This is a genomic window from Methylobacterium sp. HJ2 (assembly GCF_056431005.1).
Genome location: NZ_JBWJYM010000006.1, coordinates 162505 through 185886, shown reverse-complemented (window position 1 = coordinate 185886; position 23382 = coordinate 162505). Strand labels below are relative to the sequence as shown.

The following is a 23382-nucleotide window of genomic DNA, read 5'->3' as shown; positions in this document are numbered from 1 at the left end:
AGCCGTCGGGAGAACAGTGCCGATTTTGGACTTCGGCGGGAAGATCTGTTATCGGCTCGCTAACTGTTTTCCGGGCGCAGGGTAAATAAGGATCCGGGCCGCATCGTTAACAGGTTAAGACCGGATCGCGACCTGTCCGCCGCGGCGCGGCCCGTCGGCGCGACGGCCCTCCTCCGCGCCGCCTCGCGGGGGCATGGCCGGTGAAACCGGGTCCCGGGCCCCACCCAGCCTGAGCGCGGGAGGGCCGCTCGCGGGGGCAACCGGGCCGCGCCTCGCGCCCCCTTTCGGGCCTGCCGGCCGGCGTCGGGGCCTCCCGCCGCCAGACGCACGTGCCCGACCCGTCGAGAGCGCATGGGCAGGAACGCCGCTGCGGCCCTGCGAGCGCGGGCGTCCCTGCGCGCCGTCCCGACCCGACGCTCAGGCGGCGTCGGAGGCCTCGCGGTGACGCGCATGGCGCCTGATGACCTGGGGCGGCTGGCCGAATGCCCGAAGGAACGCCCGCCTCATCCGCTCACGGTCGACGAAGCCCGTCTCCCGGGCGACGGTGTCCAACGCATGCCGGCCATCTTCCAGCATCGTCCGGGCAGCGTCCAACCGGAGGTTCTCGACGGCCTTCGCGGGGGATTGGCCGGTCTCCTCGCGGAAGACGCGGCTGAATTGCCGCGGGCTCAGACGGGCGGCTTCCGCGAGCTCCTCGACGGAGAGGGCGTTCCTCAGATGGCTCCGGGCGTAGGCCAGAACCTTCTGCACCCGGTCGGATCGCGGCTGAAGCTCGAGCAAGGCGGAGAATTGCGACTGGCCGCCCGTCCGGCGATGATAGACGACGAGCTTCCGGGCGATGCCCTTCGCCATCTCGGGCCCGAGATCGTCCTCGACCAGCGCGAGCGCCAGATCGATTCCGGCCGTCATCCCGGCCGACGTCCAGACGTTGCCGTCCGCGATGAAGATGCGGTCGTCGTCCACCTGGACCGAGGGATGGAGCCGCTGAAGCTGGCGCGCGTGGGCCCAGTGGGTGGCAGCCCTCCTGCCGTCGAGCAGACCGGCCTCGGCCAGGAGAAACGCCCCCGTGCAGGTCGCGGCGACCCGCCGTGCCGAGCCGGCCGCCGCGCGCACCTGCGCGACGAGGCCGGGGGCCGATGGACCGACCGTCAGCGATCCCACGACGATGAGCGTGTCGGGGCGCCGGCCGGCGAAGGGGGCCGTCTCGATGGTCATCCCGATGGAGGTCGTGATCGCACCGCCGTGCTCGGACAGGAACGACACGCCGTAGAAGGCGTGGCCGACCTCCGCGTTGGCGAGTTCGAAGACCGTCAGGGGCGCCAGGTTCATGATCTGGAAGCCGGGGAAGAGAACGACACCGATGCTCGGCACGGCAGACCCCTGCGGCGGATGTCCGAATAAGGTGGATCTTCGACATATGGGATACGGCATTGGGCGTCTAGGTTCCAGAACGACAGGGGTGGGCAGGTCCTCCAGCCGCCCCGTCCCTCAGGACCCTCGCCGCCATGAATGCTCGCGCCATCGCCTCAGCCGACCCGGACGCCGAGCGCTACACGCGCTGCTGGCTGCCCGAAGCCGACATCGCCTTCACGGCCCTGCAGGACGGGACCCGCATTCGGTACCTCCGCGCGGGCACGGGACCGGACCTCGTGCTGACCCACACCGTGCGCACGCAACTCGATCTGTTCCAGCGCGTGATCCCGCTGCTGGCGCCGCATTTCACCGTCTACGCGCTCGACCTTCCGGGTTTCGGATGGTCGGACCTGAGGCCGGAGCGTCCGAAGGACGAACCCACCCTCCGGGCCGCGTTGAGAGCGTTCATCGCCGATCTCGGGCTCGAGCGGCCGATCCTCGCGGGCGAGTCCATCGGCGCGACGCTGTCGCTGTCGCTCGCCGCGGAACTCGGCGACCGGATCGCGCGGGTCTTCGCCTTCAACACCTACGATTACCTGCCGGGCCTGGAGCGGTCGAACCTCCTGGCCTCCCTCATCATCAAGAGCGTGCGGGCACCGGTCGTCGGCCCCGTCTTCGCGGCGCTGGAGAACCGGGCCATCACCGGCGGCATCATGAGCGGGGGCTTCCACGACCCGCGCCGCCTGCCCGCCGACCTCCTGGACGAATATGCCCGGGTCGGCGGCCGCCCCGGCTACAGCGTGGCCGCGAGACGCCTCCTGAAGGCCCTTCCGAGCTTCGTCGCGGCCCGCCCCCGCTACCGCTCGATCACCGCGCCCGTCACGCTCGTCTGGGGCGACGAGGACTGGTCGACGGCTCGGGATCGCACCGGCGTCGAGAGCGCCGTGCCGTCGCCGACGGTGATCACCCTCGCGAAGACCGGGCATTTCAGCGCGCTTGAGCGCCCGCAGAACTGGGCCGACATCATCGTCTCCGGGGCCAAGGCCTGAGGGTCGATGACCGAGAAAGGCCTGAGCGTCGATGACCGAGATATGACCGATATTTCCAAAGTCGCGCCCGTCCCCCGATCCGCGCGGTCATCGGATCCGGCGCCGTCGCGGCGACATCCCGACGCGGCGAGCGCTCCGGCGCCGCGTTTCGAAGCCTCGCGCGGGCGGCCGTGTGCCGAACCGCTCCCGAACGAGGCGCCGACCCGTCGAGCGCCCGACGTTCCGTCCCGCCGCGCCCTGATGGTCGGCAGCGGAGCCCTCATGCTTGCCGGCCCCGGCGCCCACGGCGCTGAGCCTTCCCCCGGAGGAGCGGACAGCGCGATGAAGAACCCCGCAATATCGGTCGTCCGCGTCACGATCGAGCACGTCACGATCCGGTCCGCCAAGCCGTTCGAGGCGGTGCGGGCGGCCCTGGAGGCCGCGCTGCCCCCACTCGACGGTGCCTATGTTCAGCGTCTGGCCGCCGGGCAGGTGGATGCGGCCCGCGATCTCCTGGAGATGCAGGCGCCCCTCTCGATTTTCGGCACGCGAAACCACGGCCAGTTGCTGCAGATCGCCGGACTGCAGCGCCGGGCGATCCAGTACGATATCGGCAACCCGCTCACCGCCTCGCGGATGACGCGCCATCGCCTGTCGGCCGCGCTCTACGCTCCGATCCGGGTGCTCCTCAGCGAGGACCGGGACGGACGGGTGGCCTTCGAGTACGACCGTCCGACGACCAGTTTCGGCCAATTCGGCGATCCGGAGGTCGATGCGGTGGCGGGCGAACTGGACAGCCGCTTGCGGGCCGTGCTGGTGACCGCATCAACCTGAGATGCGAGGCGCGGGTCGGGCGAAGCGGCGATTCCTTTGTCCGACCGTCGCGGGGGATCGCCTCCGGACCTCCGACGGTCCCCGTCCGCCGCCGCGATCCTTCGCGAGGGGGCGCCGCCCCGGGCCGGATCCGGCTCAGCCCCGACCGCGGCCCTGGGTGCTCTCGCTATAGGCCTTGGCCTGGGCGACGAGCGCCTCGTCGAGCTTGCGCATCGCCTCCGTGCGCGCCACGTCCGCCTCGACGTCCCGGATGGTCTCCTCGACGAGATGGTTCTGCAGGGCGAGCCGGGTATCGGCCGCTGACAGCCCCTCGCGCTCCTGAAGGCGTCGCACCGCCTCCCGCACGATCTCGTAGACCGCCTCCCGCTCCGGGCGCGTCATCGTCGGCTTCACCGCCTGCGCGACGAGCTCCGAGAAATCCGCCATGGCCAATCGTCGTCGTCCCGCTCCCCGTCCGGCGGCCCGCCGGATCCCGCTGCGCGGGACCATGCCCCGGGCCCGTCCCGCTCGGCAAGCTCTGTTCCGGCCTGCCGCGCCGGGACCGCCCCGGGCGTTCCTAGAGCCGCTGGTCCCGGACGGCGCTCGTCAGCAGCGTCGCGGAGCTCCAGAGCAGCAGCAGGGCGAAGAAGGCGACGAACAGCGCGTGGCCGCGCTGGGGATAGAGCGTGTCCGTGGGCAGGGCCGGCGGCACGAAGATCGACAGGAAGATGTGCTGCTTGCCGGACGCGATCCGGGCCCGGTCGAGCAGGTTCGTGGCCGATTCGTTGAGCTTCTCCGCGATGGTCCGCTCGACGATCAGGCCCTCGTACTCGAGCAGCGCGTTGGCCATGGTCGGCGAGCCGTTGCCGTTCATGCCCTCCCGGGTGAGCTGGTCCCGCAGCAGCTGGATCTGCTGGTCGACCGCCCCCACGGTGGCGACCAGCACCTGGATCGAGCGCGCCTTCTCGTCGAGGTTCGAGGCGCGCAGCACCCGGAGATCGTTCTCGGCCTTGATCTTGTCCTTCTGCAGGTCGAGCAGCTGCTTCATCGTCCCTTCGGCCGACTTGATCGGGTCGATGATGCCCCAGCGGTTGCGGTAGCTCTGCAGGCCCAGATGCGCGTTGCGCAGGCGCTCCTGCGCGACCTTGGCGTCGGCCTGGGCCTGGATCAGCATGTCGGCCTGGGCCCGCTGCGAGATCGAGTTGATCAGCGCCTCGGCGCGCGACACCAGCTCCCCGGTGATGGTCAGGGCGTCCTGCGGCGTGAAGGCCCGCACGGAGAGCTGGATCACCCCCGAGATGGCGTCGACATGCGCGTTGACGTGCTTGCGCCAGTAGACGACCAGATCCTCCATCGGCGACGACGTGTTGTAGCGGGACCAGAAGTCCGCCTCGGAGCGCGAGAACAGCTTCGAGATCGAGACGCTCTTCTCCATGGCCTCGACCATGGTCCGGCTGAGGATATAGTCGCGGACGATGTAGCTGTCCTGGCTGTTGTGCTTCTGGATCAGGCCGGAATACTCGCCGAGCTGGATGCTTTCCATCGGCTCGACGTTGCCGCGCACGGTGAACTGCGCCTCGGCGATGTACTCGTTCGCGGCGAAGACGAACAGGTACACGCCGATCACCGCCGTCGGCAGCAGGACGAACAGCCCGAAGCGCCAGAGCAGGTAATGGACGAGGTTCGTCGGCTTCGCGCTCGCCGGCCGGAGCCCCGGCAGCCGCGTCCAGGCGGTGCGGGCGCGCTGGATCAGGGCGCCGCGCCGGTCGGACGGAACCGGCTCGATCGTCTCGGCGCCGCGGCGCAGATCCGTCAGCGAGCGCTGCGCGAACTCGACGATGCCGCGGACGCGCTCGCTCTGCTTGACCTCATCGACGCTCATGCGTGTGGTGTGTCCCGGATGCGCCCTGCGATGCGTCTTGGATGCCGCCTCGGCCGTCCGGTCCCCCGAAGCCGAGGGCCCGGCGCGGTCCCGGAGTCCCGGGTTTTTCGGCCCTTTTTAAGGCATCGGCGGGTTTCGCCCTGTGCGCCGCACCACCGCGCGCCGCAAGCCTGCGCCCCTCTGGCGCCCCCTCCGGCCCCGAGGCCGCGTCCCCGTGGCCGTTGCGCCGCAGCGTAGGACGGCTGTACGTCCGCCCGATGACTGCGCCCGCCCGATCCCGGTCGGCGCGAGCGGGGACGGCAGGCGTGACGGTGGCCCAGGTGAAGGCCCAGATGAAGGCTCAAGCGACGGCAGGCCCGGTGCCGGCGGTGCGGACCGCCAAGGCGAAGTTCGCCGAGGTCGTGCTGGTGTGCCGCAAATGCGCCAAGCGCCAGAACCTGTCGCGGCGCGAGGCCCGTGCGCTCGCCAAAGCCCTGCACCGCTCGCTCGCCGGGCCGGACGCGCGGAAGCCGCGCATCGTCGAGACCGGATGCCTCGGCCCCTGCCCCAAGCGCGCGCTCGCCGTGGCGACGGGCGCGAGCGTGGCGGCCGGCCGGATCTGGCTCCTCGACCCGGCCGCGCCCCCGGTCCCCGATTTCGGCCCCAATGCGGCGTTACCGGCCGGGGCGGGGGAGTCGCCGGTGCCGGACCGTGCGCGCTGAGCCCTCGCCGGAGCCCGTCCCGTGACCCTGCGCGACAGCCGCCCCTGCCGGAAGCCCGAGCGACCGTGAGCGCCGCCGCGCCCCGCGGGCTGGGCCGGGCGCTGCTGCGCCGGCTGCCGCTCATCGGCACCGGCATCGGCCTGGCCCTCGCCGCCTGGCTCGTGGCCACCAACGACCTCGCCGCCGTCGCCGCCGCCTTCGGACGCATCGGCGTGCCGGGGCTCGCCGGCATCGTCCTCGTCCGCTCCGGGGTGATCCTCCTGTGCGGCCTCGCCTGGGCCCGCATCCTCGACGGGCTGACGCCGGTGCGCGAGGGGCCGTTCCTGATCCTGCGCTACGTGCGCGAGAGCATCAACATGCTGCTGCCCGTCGCCTCGATCGGCGGCGAGGTGCTGGGCGGGCGGCTGCTGACCTACTGGGGCGTGGCGGGCGCGCTGGCCGGCGCCTCGATCCTGGCCGACATGCTGATCCAGGTGGGCACCCAGGCCGTGTTCGCCGGGCTCGGCGCGGGCCTGCTGATGCGGGTGGAGGGGCAGGCCGCGGCCGAGCTCGCCCGCTGGGTCCTGCGGGCCCTCGTCGTGGCCGGGCTGCTGCTCGGGGCCTTCTTCGCCCTCCAGCGCACCGGCGCGGCCCGGGTGATCGAGGACCGGGTCGCGGGCCTCGGCCGCCGCTTCGTGCGCGAGACCGAGCCGCGCCGGGCCGATTCGATGCGGGTGCAGGACGCCCTCGACGCGGTCTGGCACCGCGGGCGCGCCGGCCGGCTGGCGCAGTCGGTCGGGCTCCATTTCCTGGCCTGGACGCTCGGGGCCCTGGAGATCTGGATCGCGCTCGCCTGCATCGGCGTCGAGGCCGGCCTCGCCGAGGTCCTGGTGATCGAATCGCTGAGCCAGGCCGTCAAGTCCGTGGCCTTCGCCGTGCCGAGCGGGCTCGGCGTGCAGGAGGGCGGATTCGTCGTGGTCTGCGCCCTGTTCGGCATCGACGCGGGCACGGCGCTCGCGCTCTCGCTCGCCAAGCGCGTGCCCGACGTGGTGCTCGGCCTGCCGGGCCTCTTGGTCTGGCAGAACCTCGAAGCCCGGCGCGCCACGGTGCGCCCGCCGGCCGCCTCGTGAGGGCGGCCCGATGAGAGACCAGACCGTGTTCCGCACCCTCCGCACCGCCGGCGCCCTCGTCCTGCTGTCCGGGCTGCTCGGCGCGATGCCGGCCGCGGCCCAGAGCGTCACCGTCGATCTCGGCACCGGCGGCGTCACCGAGCGGGCGCTCCAGCTCGTGGCGCTGCTCACGGTGCTGGCGCTCGCGCCCTCGGTGCTGGTGATGGCCACCGCCTTCACCAGGATCGTGGTGGTGCTCTCCCTGCTGCGCTCGGCGCTGGGCACCCAGACCGCACCGCCGACCGCCGTGATCATCAGCCTCGCGCTCTTCCTCACCGCCTTCGTGATGGCCCCCACGGGCCGCGAGGCCTACCGGGCCGGGATCGAGCCGCTGATCGCCGGCCAGATCAGCCAGGGCCAGGCCTTCGAGCGGGCCTCGGCGCCGTTCAAGACCTTCATGCTGCGGAACGTGCGCGAGAAGGACCTCAAGCTGTTCCTCGACATGGCCAAGGTGCCGGCGCCCGCGGGGCCGGAGGCGGTGGGCCTGGAGATCGTCACCCCGGCCTTCATGATCTCCGAGCTCCGGCGCGCCTTCGAGATCGGCTTCCTGCTGTTCATCCCGTTCCTGATCATCGACCTCGTCGTCGCCTCGGTGCTGATGGCGGTGGGCATGATGATGGTGCCGCCGGCCTCGGTGGCCCTGCCCTTCAAGCTGATCTTCTTCGTGCTGGTCGACGGCTGGACCCTCGTCGCCGGCTCGCTGGTGCAGAGCTACGGCAGCTGACGGGGCGCGGACGGACCCGTTGCGAAATCCGCCTCCCCTCCCCGATCCGATGGTGTAAGACGGCGCCATGACAGCGCATTCCTCTCGCGACGCGCGCGGCCGCCCGCGCGTCGCCGTCACCGGCATCGGCCTCGTCACCTCCCTGGGCCAGGGCCAGGACGAGACCTGGGCGGCGCTGACCGCCGGGCGCTCGGGCATCCACGCCATCGCGCGCTTCCCGACGGACGGCCTGCGCACCCGCATCGCCGGCACCGTCGACTTCCTCGACACCGAGCCCCTCTGCGCGCCCGCGCTCTCCGAGCGCTTCGCGGCGCGCGCCGCCGAGGAGGCCGTGGCCCAGGCCCGGATCGGCCGGGCCGGCGACTTCCCCGGCGCCCTGTTCATCGCCGTGCCGCCGGTCGAGATGGAATGGCCGCAGCGCCGGGCGCTCGCCGAGGCCTCGGGCGAGAACGGCCCGGTGAGCTATGCCGGCCTGCAGAAGGCCGCCGCGACCCGCGCCTTCGACGCGTGGCACGACCTCTTCATCTTCGGCACCGTGGCCGAGCGCATCGCCGAGCGCTTCGGCACCCGCGGCTCGCCGATCTCGCTCTCCACCGCCTGCTCGTCGGGCGCCACCGCGATCCAGCTCGGCGTCGAGGCGATCCGCCGCGGCGAGATGAGCGCGGCGCTCTGCATCGGCACCGACGGCTCGGTGAACCCGGAATCGCTGATCCGGTTCTCCCTGCTCTCCGCCCTCTCCACCCGGAACGACCCGCCCGAGGCCGCCTCGAAGCCCTTCTCGAAGGACCGCGACGGCTTCGTCATGGGCGAGGGCGCCGCCGCCCTCGTGCTGGAGGACGCCGAGGCGGCCCGCGCGCGGGGCGCCACCATCCTGGGCTACGTGCTGGGCTGCGGCGAGAAGGGCGACGGCTTCCATCGCACCCGCTCCAGCCCGGACGGCGCGCCGATCGTCGCGGCCATCCGGGCGAGCCTGGAGGATGCCGGGCTCGGGCCCCATGACATCGACACCGTGAACGCGCACGGCACCTCGACCCCCGAGAACGACAAGATGGAGGCGCTCGGCCTCGCCGCGGTGTTCGGGGACGCGATCGGGGCCATCCCGGTCACCTCGAACAAGTCGATGATCGGCCACACCCTGACGGCGGCGGGCGCGATCGAGGCGGCGGTCTCGCTCCTCACCATCCGGCACGGCCGCATCCCGCCGACCATCAACTACGCGGTGCCCGATCCCAGCCTCCCCCTCGACGTGGTGGCGACCGCCCGGGACGCGGCGGTGACGCGGGTGCTCTCGAACTCCTTCGGCTTCGGCGGGCAGAACACCTGCCTCGTGCTCGGCGCGGAGCCGGCGTGAGCGCCGCCACCGCATCCCGGCGCGTCCTCGTCACCGGCGGGGCGGCGGGCCTCGGGGCCGCGCTGGTCCGGGCGCTCGCCGCGGCCGGATACGGCGTGGACTTCACCTACCGCGCCTCCGGCACGGAGGCCGAGGCGCTGCTCGCGGAGCTGCGCGCCGGCCATCCGGACGGCGCCTTCGCCGCCCATGCCCTCGACCTCGCCGACCGGGCCGCGCTGGAGGCCTTCTGCGCGGAGGCGGAGGAGCGCGGCTATTACGGCCTCGTCCACAACGCGGGCCAGCCCTGCGACGCCCTCGCGCTCATGCTCGACCAGGACCGCCTCGAGGCGGCGATGCAGGTCAATTTCTACTCGCTGACCCGGCTGGTGAAGGCGCTCGCCCGCGGCATGGTGCGGGCCCGGGCCGGGCGCGTGGTGGCGATCGGCTCGGTGGCCGCGCTGCGGGCCAATGCCGGCAACGCCGCCTACGCCGCCACCAAGGGCGCCCTCATCGCCTATTGCCGGACGCTCGCGATCGAGTCGGCCAAGCGCGGCGTCACCGTCAACGTGATCGCGCCGGGCTTCGTCGACACCCGGATGATGGCCCCCTACGCCGCCCACCGGGCCGGGATGGAGCGCCAGATCCCGGCCGGGCGCTTCGCCGACCCGGCCGAGGTCGCGGCGCTGGCCCGCTTCCTGATGGAGGATGCGGCCGGCTACATCACCGGCGCCGTCCTGCCGGTGGATGGCGGGCTCACCGCCATGATGGGCGTGCACCGGGCCTGATGTCCGGCCGCCTCGCCCTCCTCCTCGGCCTGCTCGCCCTCGCGGGGCCGGCCGCCGCCGAGCCGCAGACCTACCGCGTCGACGGCCTGCCGCGCGGCGAGAGCCTCAGCATCCGGGTCGAGCCCGACCCCGCCGCCGAGGCGGTGGGCGAGATCCGCGACCGCGCCCTCGTCTTCGGCTGCACCAACGACACCCCGAGCCGCACCACCTGGTGCCGGGTCAAGGCGGGCGGCGTCCTCGGCTGGGCCCGGCGGCGCTATCTCGCGCCGGAGTGATCCGGCTTTCTCCAGGGACGCGGGGCCGGCTCGCCCGGACCGCGCGGCACTCGCGCGACGCCCGGATTCGCCATCCCCGGACCCGCCATCGCGACGGGATCGTCCGGGTCCGGGCGGATACGGGATCCGCGGCGCCCCTGCGCGCGATCGGCCCCAACGGAGCGCGTCGGACCCCAGCTTGATGCGGCGCGGGGCGCTGCGTAGGTATCGTGTCCGGAGGCTGGCGCATGGCGACGATGATCATTCGGGACGACATCCTGCGGGCGCGCCACATCGAGGGCGATCCCGATCTCGCGCGAAGCATCCGCGCCCTGCCCGCGGACGGGACCATCGTCCTGCGCGTGGAGGGACGCCGGGTGCGCTTCCGCAAGGGTCCCGAGACGGACGGCGTCAGGCCCGACGGCGAGGGCGATGCGCTGTGGCGGGAGCTTCAGTCCAAGCGCGGCGCGATGATCACGGTCGAGCCGGATGCGCCCCGGGCCGACCCCTACCTCCTGTCGCTCACCGCGACCCTGACGGAGTGGAACAGCCCCGAGGACGCGGCGGCCTATGACGGGCTTTGAGCGCTTCGATGTCCTGACGGCCCTCTTCCCCTTCATCGATCTGCCGGTCCGCAAGCCGAGACCCGTCCTCGTGCTCTCGGCGCGGAGCTTCAATGCGCTCAACGGCCACGTTGTCGCCGTGATGATCACTACGGGTGCGGACAGCCACTGGCCGAGCGACTACGTCATCCGCGATCTGGACGCTGCCGGCCTGCGGCACCGCTCGATCGTGCGCTGGAAGCTCTTCACCCTGGCGAACGCCCAGATCGGCCGGCGGATCGGCGGCCTGTCGGACCGGGATCGTGCCGGCATCGTCGGCCGACTCGACCCCGTCCTGTGCAGGCCCGACGACGCTCCGGCCGGCTGACATCCGTCGGCGGCACGCTCCGCACCGGGCCCGGGCTCGACAGGCGGGATCGGCGCGGCCGGCCAGGACCTATTGCCATCGTGGCCGCTCTGCGGTCGGAGGGACATGCTGATGCGAGCCCTGCAACTCTTCGGCGACCGCGACCTGCGCCTGACCGAGGTCGAGGCCCCGCCCCCGCCGGAGCCCGGCGAGGTGCGGGTGCGGGTGCGCGCGGTCGGCCTCAACTTCATCGACGTCTGGGGCTTCCGCGGCATGGCCTTCGCCAAGCGCCGGCTGCCGCTCACCGTCGGGGCCGAGGCCGCGGGCGAGATCGCCGCGGTCGGCGCGGGCGTGACGGGCCTGCGCGAGGGCGACCCGGTCGCCCTCTACGGCGCGCAGACCTGCGGCCGGTGCCGGGCCTGCCGCGAGGGCCGCGACAACCTCTGCGAGGAGGTCGCGGGCGTGATGGGCTTCCACATCGACGGCTTCGCCCGCGAGTTCGTGACCATGCCGGCCCGGCTCGTCGTGAAGGTGCCGCCGGGCGTGTCCTTCGAGGACGCCGCCTGCGCCGGCATCGCCTTCGGCACCGTGCAGCACATGCTGTTCGACAACGCCAAGCTCGAGCCCGGCGAGAGCATCCTGATCCATGCGGGCGGCTCCGGGATCGGGACCGGCGCCATCCGGATGGCCAAGGCCATCGGCTGCACCGTCTTCACCACGGTCGGCGACGACGAGAAGGGCGCCAAGGCCGCCGAGCTCGGGGCCGACCACGTCGTCAACTACCGCACCGAGCGCTTCGAGGGCGAGGTGCGCCGCCTGACCAAGCGCAAGGGCGTCGACGTGGTGTTCGAGCATGTCGGCCCCGACACCTGGAACGGCTCGCTGCTCTGCCTCAAGCGCGGCGGCCGGCTCGTCACCTGCGGCTCGACCTCGGGCGTCTCCACCACCATGAACCTGATGCAGCTGTTCCAGCAGCAATACCGCATCACCGGATCCTTCGGCTGCCGGCTCGCCAACATCCGCGAGTCCCTCGACAAGATGGCGGACGGCATCCGGCCGGTGATCGACACGGTCTACCCGCTCGGCGACTTCGCGGCGGGCCTCGAGCGTCTCGAATCCCGCAAGGTGTTCGGGAAGATCCTCGTCAGCCTGTGATCCTTTCCGAGTTCACGGAAAACTGATCTAAGCCTCGGCGCGGGGGGGCATCCCGCTGCCCGGAGTCACCGTTTGCTGCGTCTCGCCCTGGTCCTCAAACGGTCGCTGCCCCGGCTCGCCGGCTACGCCATGCTGCCCCTGATCGGGGCGCTGTTCTGGATCGCCCGCCTGCTCGGGCCGGACCGGGCGAGCGCGCTGGGCGGCGCCCTGGTGCGGCGCATCGGCCCGTTCCTGCCGGCCCACCGCACCATGACGGCGAACCTGCGGGCGGCCTATCCGGGCCTGTCCGAGGCCGAGCGCGGGACGATCGCGCGGGAGGCCTGGGACAATCTCGGTCGCACGGGGGCGGAATACGCCCATCTGGACAGCCTGTTCGACTACGATCCCGACGACCCGTCGACCCAGCGCATGGACGTGGTCGGCCTGGAGCATTTCTACGCCCTGCGCGACGACGGCAAGCCGGGGCTGATCTTCTCGGCCCATCTCGGCAACTGGGAATTGCCGGCGATCGTGGCGGCGAAGTTCGACCTCGAGGCCACCGCCGTGTTCCGGGCCCCCAACAACCCGGCTGCGGCGCGCCTCGTCCAGGCGGTGCGGCAGAAGACGATGGGGGGCTTGGCCGCCTCCGGGCCCGGCGCCGCCTTCGCCATGCAGGGCGTGGTGGAGCGTGGCGGCCATCTCGGACAGCTGATCGACCAGCACTTCACCCGCGGCGTGGTGGTCTCGTTCTTCGGGCAGCCCTGCCTCGCCAACCCGCTGCTGGCCAAACTCGCCCGCCACTACGATTGTCCCGTCCACGGCGCCCGGGTCGTCCGGCTCGGCGGCGGGCGCTTCCGCCTGGAGCTGACCCCGCCCCTGGACCTGCCGCGGGACGCCTCGGGCGCCATCGCGGTCGCGGGCGCCATGCAGGCGATGACGGCGGTGGTCGAGGGATGGATCCGCGAGACGCCCGGCCAATGGCTGTGGATGCACCGGCGCTGGCGCCCCAACATGCTTCCCGCGCCGCGCACGGCGCGGTCGAATCCCGCATCGGTGCTACCACAGGTAGAAACATCTCAAGCCAACGTGATTTCCCATGCGGAGGATTCACGCGCTGTGATGCGATGATGCGAACGGCTTCCCGCGACGTCACCCGGATCGGCGCATTCCGCCGGATCGTCGCGATCCGCCGGAGTGCGGCCGCGATCGTCGCGGCGGGGGCCTGCGCCGCGCCGGGCCCCGCGGCGGCCGAGCCCCTCAAGGCGGTGGTCGAGCTGTTCACCAGCCAGGGCTGCGCCGTCTGCCGCTCGGCGGACCCGGTGATCGGGGAACTGGCGGGGCGACCCGGCATCCTCGCCCTGACGCTGCCGGTGACCTACTGGGACTATCTCGGCTGGAAGGACACCCTGGCCCAGGGGCCCTTCAGCGAGCGCCAGCACGCCTATGCGGGCCGGCACGGGGTGCGGCAGGTGTTCACGCCCCAGGTCGTGGTGAACGGGACCGCCTCGGCGATCGCCTCCGACCGGGCGGGCCTGGAGCGCATCCTGCGGGAGGTCGGCGGCCAGGGCGGCCTGTCGGTGCCGGTGCAGGGCGAGGTACGGGGCGACCGCATCGTCGTCGACGTCGGCGCGGGCGCCACCCAGAAGGGCGACGTCTGGCTGATCCCGGTCCTGCGCCACCGGCGCGTGACGATCGAGCGCGGCGAGAGCCGGGGCCGGGTGGTGATCTACGTCAACGTCGCGCGGGCCATGCAGCGGCTCGGCCCCTGGACCGGCCAGCCCGTCCATTTCGAGGTGCCGCGCGCCGCGGCCGCGGTGGCGGACGCGGATTCCTGGGTCGTGGTGCTGCAGGGCGCCCGCGACGGGGCGCCCGGCCATATCTGGGGCGCCGCCAAGGGGCCCGGCCTCTAGAGAGCGCGCCCTACGGGTCGAGGCCCTCGGCGATCCGGCGCGCCCGGCGCAGCCGCTCGACGCGCGCCACCGAGAAGACCGAGGCCTCGTAGAGCAGCAGCATCGGGATCGCCAGGGAGAGCTGGGAGATCACGTCGGGCGGCGTCAGCACGGCGGCGGCGACGAAGACCAGCACGATGGCGTAGCGCCGCTTCTCGCGCAGGAAGGCCGCGTCGATCACGCCGATCTGGCCGAGCAGGGTCAGGATCACCGGCAGCTGGAAGGCGATGCCGAAGGCGAAGATCAGCGTCATGATCAGCGAGAGGTACTCGTCGACCTTCGGCAGCAGCGCGATCGTCGGCTCGCCCGCGACGCCCACCTGCTGCAGCGAGACCGAGAACCGGATCAGCAGCGGCATCGCCAGGAAGAACACCACCAGCGCGCCGAGCAGGAAGAAGATCGGCGTGGCCACGAGGTAGGGCAGGAAGGCCTTGCGCTCGTTGCGATAGAGGCCCGGCGCCACGAAGGCGTAGATCTGCGTCGCGATCACCGGGAAGGCCAGGAACGCCGCACCGAAGACGCTGAGCTTGATGTTGGTGAAGACCTGCTCGAGGAAGTGCGTCGCGATCAGCTTCGCGTTCTCGACGCCCACCACCGAGACGTAGGGGTGCACGAGGATGTTGTAGATCTCGCGCGAGAAGAAGAAGCACGCGAAGAACATCACCACGAAGGCGATCAGCGACTTGATCAGCCGCGCGCGCAGCTCGATCAGGTGCTCGAGCAGCGGGGCCCGCGAGGCCTCGATCTCGGCTTCATCCGCTTGGTCGATCATCGGCCGGCCGTGCCGTTCTGGGGTTCGGCCGCGGGGCGGGGCGGCTCCGGGGTGCCGTAGGGATCGTCGGCCGAGCCCGGCACGGGCAGCGGCGCCTCGGCCCGCGGCATCGCCTCGGCCGGTGCGGCGGGCGGGCGGGGCACGTCGTAGAGGCCCAGCTGGGCGCCGCCCTCGGCTTCCGCGGCCTTGAGCTGGGCGGTGGCGTCGGCGAGGGCGTCCGGGCTCGGCTTGGGCGCGCGCGCCTCGACGGCGCCCTTCAGCTCGTCGCGAATGGTCTGGACCGGGTTGAAGCCGCCGCCGGCCGATCGCACCGTGTCGCGGATGCCGTCGACCTCGCGGCGGACCTCGTCGAGCTCGGCCTCGCGGATCGCCTCGTTGAACTGCATCTGGAACTCGCCGGCCATGCGGCGCAGCTTGCCCGTGATCTGGCCGACGGTGCGCAGCGCCTTCGGCAGATCCTTCGGCCCGATGACGATGAGGGCGACGCCGCCGATCAGCATCACCTCGCCCCAACTCATGTCCAACATGACGCCGACGGTCCCGCTGCTCGGGCACCCCGGATCCCGGCGTGCCCCGACAGGGGCTTACACCAGACCGCGCCCGATGAAAGCCCGGAGGGGCTGACCGGAGCCGCCCGCGATCGCCGCGCGACCGGTTCCAGGTCCGTGATGTGCCGTGCCGCGCGTCGCCGAAGCGGCATCCGCTGCGGCGGACGGCCCGCTAGACGGGCTTGCGCTCGCCGGCCGGCAGGTGGCTCGCCGGCACGGCGGTGCCCGGGCTGGTCTCGGCCGTGTGCGGGATGGTGCGGACCGGCTCGCTCGGCGCCATCGGGGTCGTCGGCTGGGCCGGCGTCTCGTCCTCGGCCATGCCCTTCTTGAAGGCCTTGATGCCCTTGGCCACGTCGCCCATCAGGTCCGAGACCTTGCCGCGTCCGAACAGCAGCATCACGATGACGGCGACGACGACCCAGTGCCAGATACTCATGCTGCCCATGGCAACCTCCTGCGCCGCGCGGTCCGCGGTCCGCCCTCGGGGCGACCCGCAGGGCCGTGCGCGGCGGCTTCCTGTCCGCGCTCGAATTTCCGGCCGAACCTAGGGACCGCGCCGCGCGAACACAAGGCAGGGCGACCGCGTGAAGCGGGAGGACGGGCGGGCCCCGCGCGCGGCCGGGAACGCAGGACCGCTCAGGCCGCGACCGACAGGGCGGCGGCGAAGCGCGCCCGGGCCTCGCCGAGATCGAGCCCGTCGCGGTCCTGGGCGAGGCGCGCCAGGGCCGCCTCGGCCCGACGCGCGGCCGCGCCCGCGAGCCACGGCGCCGCCTCGGCGACCGCCCGCATCTCGTCCATCGCGCCGTTGCAATGCAGCCCCACGTCGATGCCGGCCGCGAAGGCGGCCTCGGCCCGGTCGCGGAACGGGCCCTGGAGCGCGTTCATCGAGAGGTCGTCGGTCATCAGCAGGCCGTCGAAGCCGATCGCCCCGCGGATCGCCGTCTCGATCACCGCGCGCGACTGCGTGGCGGGGCGCTCCGGGTCGATCGCCCGGAACACCACGTGGGCGCTCATCGCCATCGGCAGGTCGGCGAGCGCCCGGAACGGCGCGAAATCCTGGGCCCGCAGGGTCTCCAGGTCGGTCTCGACCACGGGGAGGCCGTGATGGCTGTCGCAGCCGGCGCGGCCGTGGCCGGGGATGTGCTTCATCACCGGCAGGACGCCGCCCGCCATCAGGCCCTCGGCCACGGCCCGCCCGATCTCGGCGACGGCGGCCGGGCTGGTGCCGTAGGCGCGGTCCCCGATGATCCCGTCGGCGCCCGCCACCGGCACGTCGAGGACCGGCGCGCAATCGACGTTGATGCCGACCTCGGCGAGGTCGTGGGCCATCAGCCGGGCGCCGAGCCGGGCGATCGCGGCGGCCGCCCCCTCGAGCCGGGCGTAGCGCCCGCCCGCCGGATAGGCCGGCCAGTGCGGCGGGCCCATGCGCTGGACGCGCCCGCCCTCCTGGTCGATCAGGATCGGCGCCTCCGCCCGGCCCACCGCTTCCCGCAGGGCGGCGGTGAGGGCGCGCACCTCGTCGGGCGTGCCGATGTTGCGCTTGAACAGGATGAAGCCCCAGGGCCGCACGTCCCGGAAGAAGGCGGCCTCCTCCGCGGCAAGGGTCCGGCCGGCGCAGCCGAGGATCAGGGCACGGGAGGACATCAGGGGCGGCTCGCGCGGGGCTCGGGTTGCGAATCGGGTGGTCTAGGATCGGGCCGGGAAGACCCGCGCGGCAAGGCGAAACCGCGGCGGCGGCGTGGCCCGGCCGAACGATTCGGCCGGTGTTGCGCCGGCGCCGCCGGATGGGGCGCCACTCGACGAAGCGCCGGATCACGCCTCGCCGGGCGGGGCGCCTGGGGACAACGCGCCGCCGTCCGGCCCGGACAGGCCGGCGGCACTGCTAGCGGCGGGACCGTCGGGAGATCAGTTCTTGGCGACGAAGCACTGGCCGCCCGCGCCCTGCACGCCGCTGCACAGGCTCGCCGCCTCGGCCTTGGCCAGCGGCCCAATGCGGACGCGATAGAGCGTCTTGCCGTTGACCTCGGCCTGACGGATCAGCTCCGGCTTGCCGGCGAGCTGGCTGTACTTCGCCTGCATCTCGCGCAGGGCCGCCTGGGCGTCGCGGGCGCTGCTGCGCACGCCGAGCTGCACCGAGAAGCCGCCGACCGGGGCGTTGCTCACGACGGGATCGGCACTCGCGGCCGTGGTGGTGGGCTCGGCCGGGAGGCCCGCGTCGGGACCCACCGAGGCGACGCGCTGCGGCGCCTTCCGCGCGGGCGGGGCCGGCGGGGCGGCCTGGGCCTGGCTCTGAGCTTGAGCCGGAACCTGGGCCTGGGCCGGCGGAGCGGCGGCGGTCGGCATCGGGAATTGCGGGGTCGCCGAGGCCTGGCGGACGGGCCGGGCGCGGGGGGCCGGATCCTCCGGCAGGGTCATGGTCGGGATCGGGGAGACCGGCGGGGCGGCCTCGGCCTGCGCCTCGCGCTGGGGCGCGGGCGGCGGCGTGTCCGGCTTCACCGCCACGGTGCGGACCCGGCGCGGCTCGCCGAAGGCGTCGAGGGGCGCGTTGCCGGGCGTCACGGCGCCGGCCTGCGACGAGCGGGCGGCCTGCGCGATGTCGATCGGCTGCTCCTCGCGGTTGACGATCCGGATCTGGCTGTCCTTCGCCTTGGGCTCGTAGATCTGCCGGTTCTGGTCCGGGATCTCCACGCCGTCGGCGACCTTCGGGGCGACCTTGAGGGGGGAGCTGTCGGCCTGGATCACCGGGACGCCGCCGGTTCCGCCGGACTGGCGCAGGCCCTTGTAGGTCAGGGCGCCGGTGATCGAGACCGCCACCACGGCGATGCCGGCACCGACCGCGACGAGGCGGCGCCGGGGCTGGACGCGCTTCAGCGCGCGCTCCGGGTAGAGCCCCGCCTCGGCCGCCCCGTCCTGCGGGGGCTGGCCCTCGAACCCGGCGGGCTGCTGCTCCACCGAGGCGAGATACTGGTTGAACGCGTCGGCGGGCGTGGCGCGCGGCGCGGCCTCGGGGGCGAAGCTCGGCTCGGTCCGTCCCTGCCAGTCCTGGTGCGGGGCCGGCTGATGGGCGGGTTGGTGGGCGGGCTGCTGCGCCTGGGCGTAGGCGCCCTGGGCGTCCTGGCCCGCGCGCCGCTCGTCCCGGGCGGCGAGCAGCGCCCGGAAGGGGTCGTCCTGCCCGACGATGCGGGCGAGCTCGGCCAGGGGGTCGCCCTTGCCGGGCTGGCCGTCCTGCCGCTGGGACGGATGCGGATGCAATTCGCGCGAGAAGGCCTCGAGGTCGACGGGTGCGCGCGAAGCATTCGTCATGGCAGCATCCTCAATTCAACGCGTGCGGCGGGCCCTCACCGCATCTCGTCCGGCGCGGTGACGCCCAGCACGGCGAGACCCGAGGCGAGCGTGCCCCGCAGAGCCTCGACGAGAGCCAGCCTCGCCGCCGTTGACTCTCTGTCGGTTGCATTAACAAACCGTAATTGCGGCAAGTCTTTGCCCTTATTCCAGAAACTATGAAGCGAACTGGCGATTTCATAGAGATGGAAGGCGATGCGGTGCGGCTCGTGCGCCGCGGCCGCGGCCTCCAGCACCCGCGGGTACTGCGCCACGAGGCGCATCATCTCGATCTCGCCCGGATCGGTGAGGCGGGCGAGATCCGCGCCGGCGAGGCCGGCGGCATCGGCGAAATCCGTGTCCGGGAAGGCCTCGCGGGCCTGCCGCTGCACCGAGCGGGCCCGCGCATGGGCGTATTGCACGTAGAAGACCGGGTTGTCCTTCGATTGCTCGACCACCTTGGCGAGGTCGAAATCGAGGGTGGCGTCGTTCTTCCGGTAGAGCATCATGAAGCGGATCGCGTCGCGCCCGACCTCGTCGATGACGTCGCGCAGCGTCACGAACTCGCCCGCCCGCTTGCTCATCTTGACGGGCTCGCCCGCGCGCAGGAGCCGCACCAGCTGGCAGAGCTTGACGTCGAGCGTGGCCTCGCCCCCCGTCACCGCCGCGACGGCCGCCTGCATGCGCTTGACGTAGCCGCCGTGGTCGGCGCCGAGCACGTCGATGAGGGCGCGGGCACCGCGCAGGTACTTGTCGCGGTGATAGGCGATGTCCGAGGCGAAGTAGGTGTAGCTGCCGTCCGATTTCAGCAGCGGCCGGTCGGTGTCGTCGCCGAAATCCCGGGTGCGGAACAGGGTCTGCTCCCGGTCCTCCCAATCCTCCGGCGGCTGGCCCTTGGGCGGGGGCAGGCGCCCCTCGTAGACGAGGCCGCGCCCGCGCAGCTCGTCCAGCAGCGCGCCCACGGCCCCGCTCTCCTGCAGCGCCCGCTCGGAGAAGAACACGTCGTGCCGGATGCCGATCGCCGCGAGGTCGGCGCGGATCATGTCCATCATCGCCGCCAGGGCGAAATCGCGCACGATCGGCAGCCACTCGGCCTCGGGCATCTCGGCGAGCGCCGCGCCGTGCCGCTCGGCCAGCGCCTGCCCCACCGGGACGAGGTAGTCGCCCGGATAGAGCCCCTCGGGGATCGCCGCCGCGCCGCGGCCGAGCGCCTGCAGGTAGCGCAGATGCGCCGAGCGGGCGAGGACGGTGACCTGCGCCCCCGCGTCGTTGATGTAGTACTCGCGCGTCACCGGCCGGCCCGCGGCGACCAGGAGGTTGGCCAGCGCGTCGCCGAAGACCGCGCCGCGCCCGTGCCCGACATGCATCGGCCCGGTGGGGTTGGCCGAGACGTACTCGATGTTGACGGGCCCGCCCGGCATCGTCGCCCGGCCGAAGCCCGCCGGGTCCGTGAGCGCGCTGCGCACGACGTCGTGGAAGATGCCGGGCGCCAGCCGCAGGTTGATGAAGCCGGGGCCCGCGACGCCGGCCTCGACCACCCGGGGATCCGCGCGCAGCTCGGCCGCCAGCGCCTCGCCCAGCGCCTTCGGGTTGGTGCGGGCCTCCTTGGCGAGCACCAGGGCGGCGTTGGTGGCGAGGTCGCCGTGGCTCGGGTCGCGCGGCGGCTCGACCACGACGCGGCCGAGATCGAGACCCGCGGGCAGGGTTCCGGAGCGGGTCAGGGCTTCGAGGGCCTCGCGCACCCGGGCCTCGAACAGGGCGAATATGTTCATGGTCGCGTCTTGGATCCGTCGCCCGGCCCGCCGGACCCGGCGGCCGGAGCCTCTCGCAGCGGGCCATAGCAAGGGGGGGGCGGCAAGTCACGGATCGCCCGTCCGCGGATGGCCCGCCCGGATCGCCCGCGCAGGACGGCGCGGCGGGATCCGGGCCTCGGCCCGGATCTCGGCCCGGACCTTGGCCTGGGGTGGACCTTTGCCTGGGCCTTGGTCCTGGCCTGGACCTGCGCTCCGGCCGGGGCGGCGCGAGATCTGTCGTTATCCCCGCGAAAACGCCCGCGCGGCGGCCTTTACGTAGATCTCCGGCTTGAACCGATACCGCCAAGTTTGCGTTCACCTGTCGGACGCGCCTCCCGCGCGCTGGAGATCTCCGATGAAGAGCCTTGTTCTGGCCGGCGCCGCGCTCGCCGCCCTGGTGATGATCCCCGCGGGCGCCGAGGCGCGGCCCTTCGGCTACGGTGGTGGCCATGGCGGCGGCTACGGCGGACACCGCGCCTTCGGCGGCGGGGGCGGCTTCGGCTACCGCAACGCGGGCCTGGGCTATCGCGGCGGCTACGGCGCCGCCGGGTACGGCTATCGCGCCGGCGGCTACGGCTACCGGGGCGGCTATTACGGCGGTCGCGGCTACGGACGGGGCCTCGGCCTCGGCCTGGCCGGAGCGGGCATCGGCCTCGGCGTCGGCCTCGCCGCCGGCGCGGTCTCGGGCGGATACGGCTACGGTTACGGCAGCGCCTACGGCACCGGCTACGGCTATCCGGGCTACAGCTATCCCGCGGGCTACGGCTACGGCGGCGGCTATGCCCCGGCCGCCTACGGCTACGGCTATGGCGGCTACGCCCCGGCCGGCTACGGCAGCTACGGCGCGGACTGCTACGGCTACTGAGGCCTCACGGTCGGTCGGGCGCGCCTCCCGCCCGACCGGACCTGCGTCCTGCCTTGCATCCCAACCTGCGTCCGGTCCGGACCCTCGGCGCGCGGGGCCGGACGCCGCTCCGGGCGCGGGCGCCCGCGCCCGCCGCGTCGGCGGACGGCGCGCTCCCTACGGCTCGGCCAGCGGCAGGCCCCGGCTCGGGGGCGACCAGTGCAGGTCGGGCGTCGCGGCGTGGAGGCGCCTGTGCGCCAGCACCGCGTAGGTGTCGGTCATGCCCGCGATGTAATCGGCGATGCGGCGGGCGATGCGGCTCTCGGAGGCGTCCTCGAGGCCGCCGCTCCATTCCTCGGGCATCCGGGCCGGGTCCGCCGAGAAGGCGGCGAACAGCTCGACCACGATCGCGTTGGCGCGCTCGCGCACGGCCATAACCTCGGGATGGCGGTACATCCGCGCGTAGAGGAAGCGCTTGATCGCCGCGTCCGCCTCCGCGATCCCCTCCGAGAAGGCGATCACCGGCGCGCCCGCGTCGCGGATGTCGTCGACCGAGGCCGGATCCAGCCGCGCGAGCCGGCGCTGTCCCTCGCCGATCAGGTCCTCGACGAAGCGGGTGATCACCCGGCGCGCCAGCTCGTGGATGCGGCGCGAGCTCTCCAGACCCGGATGCAGCGCCTCGATCTCGTCGAGGAGGGCCGCCAGGAACGGTACCTCGGCGAGGTCGGCGAGGTCGAACAGGCCGGCCCGCAGGCCGTCGTCGAGATCGTGCGCGTCGTAGGCGATGTCGTCGGCCAAAGCCGCCACCTGCGCCTCGGGCCCGGCGTGGCGGGCGAGGTCGAGCGGGTTCAGCGCGTCGTATTCGAGGATGGCGGCCGGGATGCCGGCGCGGCGGTAGCGCGGCGTCGGACGTCCGGCCGCGTCGAGGAGCGGGCCGTTGTGCTTGACGAGGCCCTCCAGGGTCTCCCAGGCGAGGTTGAGCCCGTCGAACCCGGCGTAGCGCCGCTCCAGCCGCGTGACGATGCGCAGGGCCTGGGCGTTGTGGTCGAAGCCGCCATGGGCCGCCATGCAGGCGTCGAGGGCATCCTCGCCGGTATGCCCGAAGCAGGTGTGTCCGAGGTCGTGGGACAGCGCCAGCGCCTCCGCGAGATCCTCGTCGAGGCCGAGGGAGCGGGCGAGCGCGCGGGCCACTTGTGCCACTTCCAGGCTGTGCGTCAGCCGCGTACGGTAATGATCGCCCTCATGGTGCACGAAGACCTGGGTCTTGTGTTTCAGCCGCCGAAACGCCGCCGAATGCACGATCCGGTCGCGGTCGCGCTGAAAGTCGCTGCGCGTTGGCGAGGAGGGCTCGGGAATCAGGCGGCCGCGGGTGCGCGCCGGATCCGTGGCGTAGGGCGCGCGCCAGCGCTCTCCGAGCCCCACACGGACCCTACTTTCTTCGATCGAGCCTTGCTCGCCCGCCTGGTCTCGCCCACCCATGTCGCCCGCGGCTTCCCTCCCCGCGTTGCGGCGCGGGCCCGTCACCCATATCTTGGGGGTCTTGAGGCGTCCGGCAATCGCTGGGGGCCCAGTTCACACAGCCCATCGGTTCGTTTCCACCCATGGCCGATATCACCCTCACCTCCCGCGCCGCCCGGCGCATTAACGAAATCATGGGCAGCGAGCCCCCGGGCTCGCTGCTTCGCATCAGCGTGAACGGCGGCGGCTGCTCGGGCTTCTCCTACGCCTTCGACATCGCCCGCGACCGCGCCGACCAAGACGTTGCGATCGAGCGGGATGGCGCCACAGTGATTGTCGATCCAATCTCTCTCGAATACATGTCTGGTGCAACGATCGATTTCGTCAACGACTTAATTGGTCAGTCCTTCAAAATCGAGAACCCGCAGGCTACAGCCTCTTGCGGCTGCGGGACCTCCTTCTCGATCTGATATGCCTGAAGTACGAGCCCGGTCGCAGGCATTGAAATCCGTTGCGCCGAGACGACAGGTCGGCCACCTCCGCGCAGACGGCCGCCCGGCGTGATTGCCTGCGCCGCCGAGTTGCGGCACGGATGGGATTGGGGGCTGAAGCACGCCCGCGTCCCTCTCCCTTCTG

General features: G+C 72.7%; 25 protein-coding genes. 15 read left to right on the top strand and 10 right to left on the bottom strand.

The window, feature by feature from the left end; translation table 11 throughout:
* Window positions 1–417: 417 nt before the first annotated feature.
* A complete protein-coding gene (locus tag ACS5RC_RS16310; RefSeq protein ID WP_478344935.1) occupies window positions 418–1371 on the bottom strand; it encodes a GlxA family transcriptional regulator in 954 nt (317 codons plus the stop codon).
* Window positions 1372–1505: 134 nt separating this feature from the next.
* Here ACS5RC_RS16310 and ACS5RC_RS16305 point away from each other — a divergent pair, with 134 nt between their 5' ends.
* Window positions 1506–2402, top strand: coding sequence for an alpha/beta fold hydrolase (locus tag ACS5RC_RS16305; RefSeq protein ID WP_478344934.1), 897 nt, complete (start codon window positions 1506–1508; stop codon window positions 2400–2402).
* A 6-nt stretch (window positions 2403–2408) separates the two neighbouring features.
* Window positions 2409–3215 carry a DUF302 domain-containing protein gene (locus tag ACS5RC_RS16300; RefSeq protein ID WP_478344933.1) on the top strand — a complete coding sequence of 269 codons (807 nt, stop codon included), beginning with the start codon at window positions 2409–2411 and terminating at the stop codon, window positions 3213–3215.
* 135 nt (window positions 3216–3350) lie between these two features.
* Here ACS5RC_RS16300 and ACS5RC_RS16295 read toward each other — a convergent pair whose 3' ends face one another.
* Both ACS5RC_RS16295 and ACS5RC_RS16290 read right to left on the bottom strand, forming a co-directional pair.
* Window positions 3351–3641, bottom strand: coding sequence for a hypothetical protein (locus tag ACS5RC_RS16295; RefSeq protein ID WP_478344932.1), 291 nt, complete (start codon window positions 3639–3641; stop codon window positions 3351–3353).
* 130 nt (window positions 3642–3771) lie between these two features.
* Window positions 3772–5076, bottom strand: coding sequence for a KpsE/RkpR family capsule polysaccharide export protein (locus ACS5RC_RS16290; RefSeq protein WP_478344931.1), 1305 nt, complete (start codon window positions 5074–5076; stop codon window positions 3772–3774).
* Window positions 5077–5381: 305 nt separating this feature from the next.
* Here ACS5RC_RS16290 and ACS5RC_RS16285 point away from each other — a divergent pair, with 305 nt between their 5' ends.
* The 11 genes from ACS5RC_RS16285 (at window position 5382) to ACS5RC_RS16235 (ending at window position 13971) form a co-directional block, all read left to right on the top strand.
* Complete coding sequence (locus tag ACS5RC_RS16285) at window positions 5382–5777, top strand: hypothetical protein (RefSeq protein ID WP_478344930.1); 396 nt, start codon at window positions 5382–5384, stop codon at window positions 5775–5777.
* A gap of 65 nt (window positions 5778–5842) precedes the next feature.
* Window positions 5843–6886 (top strand): lysylphosphatidylglycerol synthase domain-containing protein, encoded by a 1044-nt coding sequence (locus ACS5RC_RS16280; RefSeq protein ID WP_478344929.1) that lies wholly within the window; start codon window positions 5843–5845, stop codon window positions 6884–6886.
* 10 nt (window positions 6887–6896) lie between these two features.
* The gene (gene fliP, locus ACS5RC_RS16275) at window positions 6897–7649 is read left to right on the top strand and encodes a flagellar type III secretion system pore protein FliP (protein ID WP_478344928.1); all 753 of its coding nucleotides are present in this window, start codon (window positions 6897–6899) and stop codon (window positions 7647–7649) included.
* Window positions 7650–7716: 67 nt separating this feature from the next.
* On the top strand, window positions 7717–9000 hold the full coding sequence (locus ACS5RC_RS16270) for a beta-ketoacyl-ACP synthase (protein WP_478344927.1): 1284 nt from the start codon (window positions 7717–7719) through the stop codon (window positions 8998–9000).
* The gene (locus tag ACS5RC_RS16265) at window positions 8997–9764 is read left to right on the top strand and encodes an SDR family NAD(P)-dependent oxidoreductase (RefSeq protein ID WP_478344926.1); all 768 of its coding nucleotides are present in this window, start codon (window positions 8997–8999) and stop codon (window positions 9762–9764) included. Before ACS5RC_RS16270 ends, ACS5RC_RS16265 begins: the two co-directional genes overlap by 4 nt.
* The gene (locus ACS5RC_RS16260; protein WP_478344925.1) at window positions 9764–10039 is read left to right on the top strand and encodes an SH3 domain-containing protein; all 276 of its coding nucleotides are present in this window, start codon (window positions 9764–9766) and stop codon (window positions 10037–10039) included. Before ACS5RC_RS16265 ends, ACS5RC_RS16260 begins: the two co-directional genes overlap by 1 nt.
* 227 nt (window positions 10040–10266) lie before the next feature.
* Window positions 10267–10602, top strand: coding sequence for a hypothetical protein (locus ACS5RC_RS16255; protein ID WP_478344924.1), 336 nt, complete (start codon window positions 10267–10269; stop codon window positions 10600–10602).
* Window positions 10589–10948: a type II toxin-antitoxin system PemK/MazF family toxin gene (locus tag ACS5RC_RS16250; protein ID WP_478344923.1), complete on the top strand. Its 360-nt coding sequence runs from the start codon at window positions 10589–10591 to the stop codon at window positions 10946–10948. Before ACS5RC_RS16255 ends, ACS5RC_RS16250 begins: the two co-directional genes overlap by 14 nt.
* Window positions 10949–11059: 111 nt before the next feature.
* Window positions 11060–12082 (top strand): zinc-binding dehydrogenase, encoded by a 1023-nt coding sequence (locus ACS5RC_RS16245; protein WP_478345104.1) that lies wholly within the window; start codon window positions 11060–11062, stop codon window positions 12080–12082.
* Window positions 12083–12154: 72 nt separating this feature from the next.
* On the top strand, window positions 12155–13189 hold the full coding sequence (locus ACS5RC_RS16240) for a lipid A biosynthesis lauroyl acyltransferase (RefSeq protein ID WP_478344922.1): 1035 nt from the start codon (window positions 12155–12157) through the stop codon (window positions 13187–13189).
* Complete coding sequence (locus ACS5RC_RS16235; RefSeq protein ID WP_478344921.1) at window positions 13186–13971, top strand: DUF1223 domain-containing protein; 786 nt, start codon at window positions 13186–13188, stop codon at window positions 13969–13971. Before ACS5RC_RS16240 ends, ACS5RC_RS16235 begins: the two co-directional genes overlap by 4 nt.
* Window positions 13972–13981: 10 nt before the next feature.
* Here the strand turns inward: ACS5RC_RS16235 and tatC are convergent, their stop codons facing one another.
* The 6 genes from tatC to argS form a co-directional block, all read right to left on the bottom strand.
* Window positions 13982–14782 carry a twin-arginine translocase subunit TatC gene (gene tatC, locus ACS5RC_RS16230; protein ID WP_478344920.1) on the bottom strand — a complete coding sequence of 267 codons (801 nt, stop codon included), beginning with the start codon at window positions 14780–14782 and terminating at the stop codon, window positions 13982–13984.
* Entirely contained in the window at window positions 14779–15309 is a 531-nt protein-coding gene (tatB, locus tag ACS5RC_RS16225; RefSeq protein ID WP_478344919.1) for a Sec-independent protein translocase protein TatB, read from the bottom strand. The genes tatC and tatB overlap by 4 nt, the downstream gene beginning before the upstream one ends.
* Window positions 15310–15502: 193 nt before the next feature.
* Window positions 15503–15775 (bottom strand): twin-arginine translocase TatA/TatE family subunit, encoded by a 273-nt coding sequence (locus ACS5RC_RS16220; protein ID WP_478344918.1) that lies wholly within the window; start codon window positions 15773–15775, stop codon window positions 15503–15505.
* Between the two features lie 191 nt (window positions 15776–15966).
* The gene (gene nagZ / locus ACS5RC_RS16215; RefSeq protein ID WP_478344917.1) at window positions 15967–16974 is read right to left on the bottom strand and encodes a beta-N-acetylhexosaminidase; all 1008 of its coding nucleotides are present in this window, start codon (window positions 16972–16974) and stop codon (window positions 15967–15969) included.
* A 261-nt stretch (window positions 16975–17235) separates the two neighbouring features.
* Window positions 17236–18633, bottom strand: a complete 1398-nt coding sequence (locus ACS5RC_RS16210) for an SPOR domain-containing protein (RefSeq protein WP_478344916.1) — start codon at window positions 18631–18633, stop codon at window positions 17236–17238.
* Window positions 18634–18668: 35 nt separating this feature from the next.
* The gene (gene argS / locus ACS5RC_RS16205; RefSeq protein WP_478344915.1) at window positions 18669–20423 is read right to left on the bottom strand and encodes an arginine--tRNA ligase; all 1755 of its coding nucleotides are present in this window, start codon (window positions 20421–20423) and stop codon (window positions 18669–18671) included.
* 376 nt (window positions 20424–20799) lie between these two features.
* Here argS and ACS5RC_RS16200 point away from each other — a divergent pair, with 376 nt between their 5' ends.
* Window positions 20800–21309 carry a hypothetical protein gene (locus ACS5RC_RS16200; protein WP_478344914.1) on the top strand — a complete coding sequence of 170 codons (510 nt, stop codon included), beginning with the start codon at window positions 20800–20802 and terminating at the stop codon, window positions 21307–21309.
* A 156-nt stretch (window positions 21310–21465) separates the two neighbouring features.
* On the opposite strand, the gene ACS5RC_RS16195 is transcribed toward ACS5RC_RS16200, so the two are convergent.
* Window positions 21466–22767: a deoxyguanosinetriphosphate triphosphohydrolase gene (locus ACS5RC_RS16195; RefSeq protein ID WP_478344913.1), complete on the bottom strand. Its 1302-nt coding sequence runs from the start codon at window positions 22765–22767 to the stop codon at window positions 21466–21468.
* A gap of 122 nt (window positions 22768–22889) precedes the next feature.
* Between ACS5RC_RS16195 and ACS5RC_RS16190 the strand changes: the two genes are divergently transcribed.
* Complete coding sequence (locus ACS5RC_RS16190; protein ID WP_478344912.1) at window positions 22890–23216, top strand: HesB/IscA family protein; 327 nt, start codon at window positions 22890–22892, stop codon at window positions 23214–23216.
* Window positions 23217–23382 lie beyond the last annotated feature (166 nt).

Excerpts from the sequence above, each read along its gene's own strand:
- ACS5RC_RS16260 (WP_478344925.1), top strand. The coding sequence starts at position 9,764 with ATGTCCGGCCGCCTCGCCCTCCTCCTCGGCCTGCTCGCCCTCGCGGGG.
- ACS5RC_RS16245 (WP_478345104.1), top strand. The coding sequence starts at position 11,060 with ATGCGAGCCCTGCAACTCTTCGGCGACCGCGACCTGCGCCTGACCGAG.
- ACS5RC_RS16290 (WP_478344931.1), bottom strand. The coding sequence starts at position 5,076 with ATGAGCGTCGATGAGGTCAAGCAGAGCGAGCGCGTCCGCGGCATCGTC.
- nagZ (WP_478344917.1), bottom strand. The coding sequence starts at position 16,974 with ATGTCCTCCCGTGCCCTGATCCTCGGCTGCGCCGGCCGGACCCTTGCC.
- ACS5RC_RS16200 (WP_478344914.1), top strand. The coding sequence starts at position 20,800 with ATGAAGAGCCTTGTTCTGGCCGGCGCCGCGCTCGCCGCCCTGGTGATG.
- argS (WP_478344915.1), bottom strand. The coding sequence starts at position 20,423 with ATGAACATATTCGCCCTGTTCGAGGCCCGGGTGCGCGAGGCCCTCGAA.
- ACS5RC_RS16195 (WP_478344913.1), bottom strand. The coding sequence starts at position 22,767 with ATGGGTGGGCGAGACCAGGCGGGCGAGCAAGGCTCGATCGAAGAAAGT.
- ACS5RC_RS16250 (WP_478344923.1), top strand. The coding sequence starts at position 10,589 with ATGACGGGCTTTGAGCGCTTCGATGTCCTGACGGCCCTCTTCCCCTTC.
- ACS5RC_RS16235 (WP_478344921.1), top strand. The coding sequence starts at position 13,186 with ATGATGCGAACGGCTTCCCGCGACGTCACCCGGATCGGCGCATTCCGC.
- ACS5RC_RS16300 (WP_478344933.1), top strand. The coding sequence starts at position 2,409 with ATGACCGAGAAAGGCCTGAGCGTCGATGACCGAGATATGACCGATATT.
- ACS5RC_RS16255 (WP_478344924.1), top strand. The coding sequence starts at position 10,267 with ATGGCGACGATGATCATTCGGGACGACATCCTGCGGGCGCGCCACATC.
- ACS5RC_RS16190 (WP_478344912.1), top strand. The coding sequence starts at position 22,890 with ATGGCCGATATCACCCTCACCTCCCGCGCCGCCCGGCGCATTAACGAA.
- ACS5RC_RS16220 (WP_478344918.1), bottom strand. The coding sequence starts at position 15,775 with ATGGGCAGCATGAGTATCTGGCACTGGGTCGTCGTCGCCGTCATCGTG.
- tatC (WP_478344920.1), bottom strand. The coding sequence starts at position 14,782 with ATGATCGACCAAGCGGATGAAGCCGAGATCGAGGCCTCGCGGGCCCCG.
- tatB (WP_478344919.1), bottom strand. The coding sequence starts at position 15,309 with ATGTTGGACATGAGTTGGGGCGAGGTGATGCTGATCGGCGGCGTCGCC.
- fliP (WP_478344928.1), top strand. The coding sequence starts at position 6,897 with ATGAGAGACCAGACCGTGTTCCGCACCCTCCGCACCGCCGGCGCCCTC.
- ACS5RC_RS16210 (WP_478344916.1), bottom strand. The coding sequence starts at position 18,633 with ATGACGAATGCTTCGCGCGCACCCGTCGACCTCGAGGCCTTCTCGCGC.
- ACS5RC_RS16270 (WP_478344927.1), top strand. The coding sequence starts at position 7,717 with ATGACAGCGCATTCCTCTCGCGACGCGCGCGGCCGCCCGCGCGTCGCC.
- ACS5RC_RS16295 (WP_478344932.1), bottom strand. The coding sequence starts at position 3,641 with ATGGCGGATTTCTCGGAGCTCGTCGCGCAGGCGGTGAAGCCGACGATG.
- ACS5RC_RS16305 (WP_478344934.1), top strand. The coding sequence starts at position 1,506 with ATGAATGCTCGCGCCATCGCCTCAGCCGACCCGGACGCCGAGCGCTAC.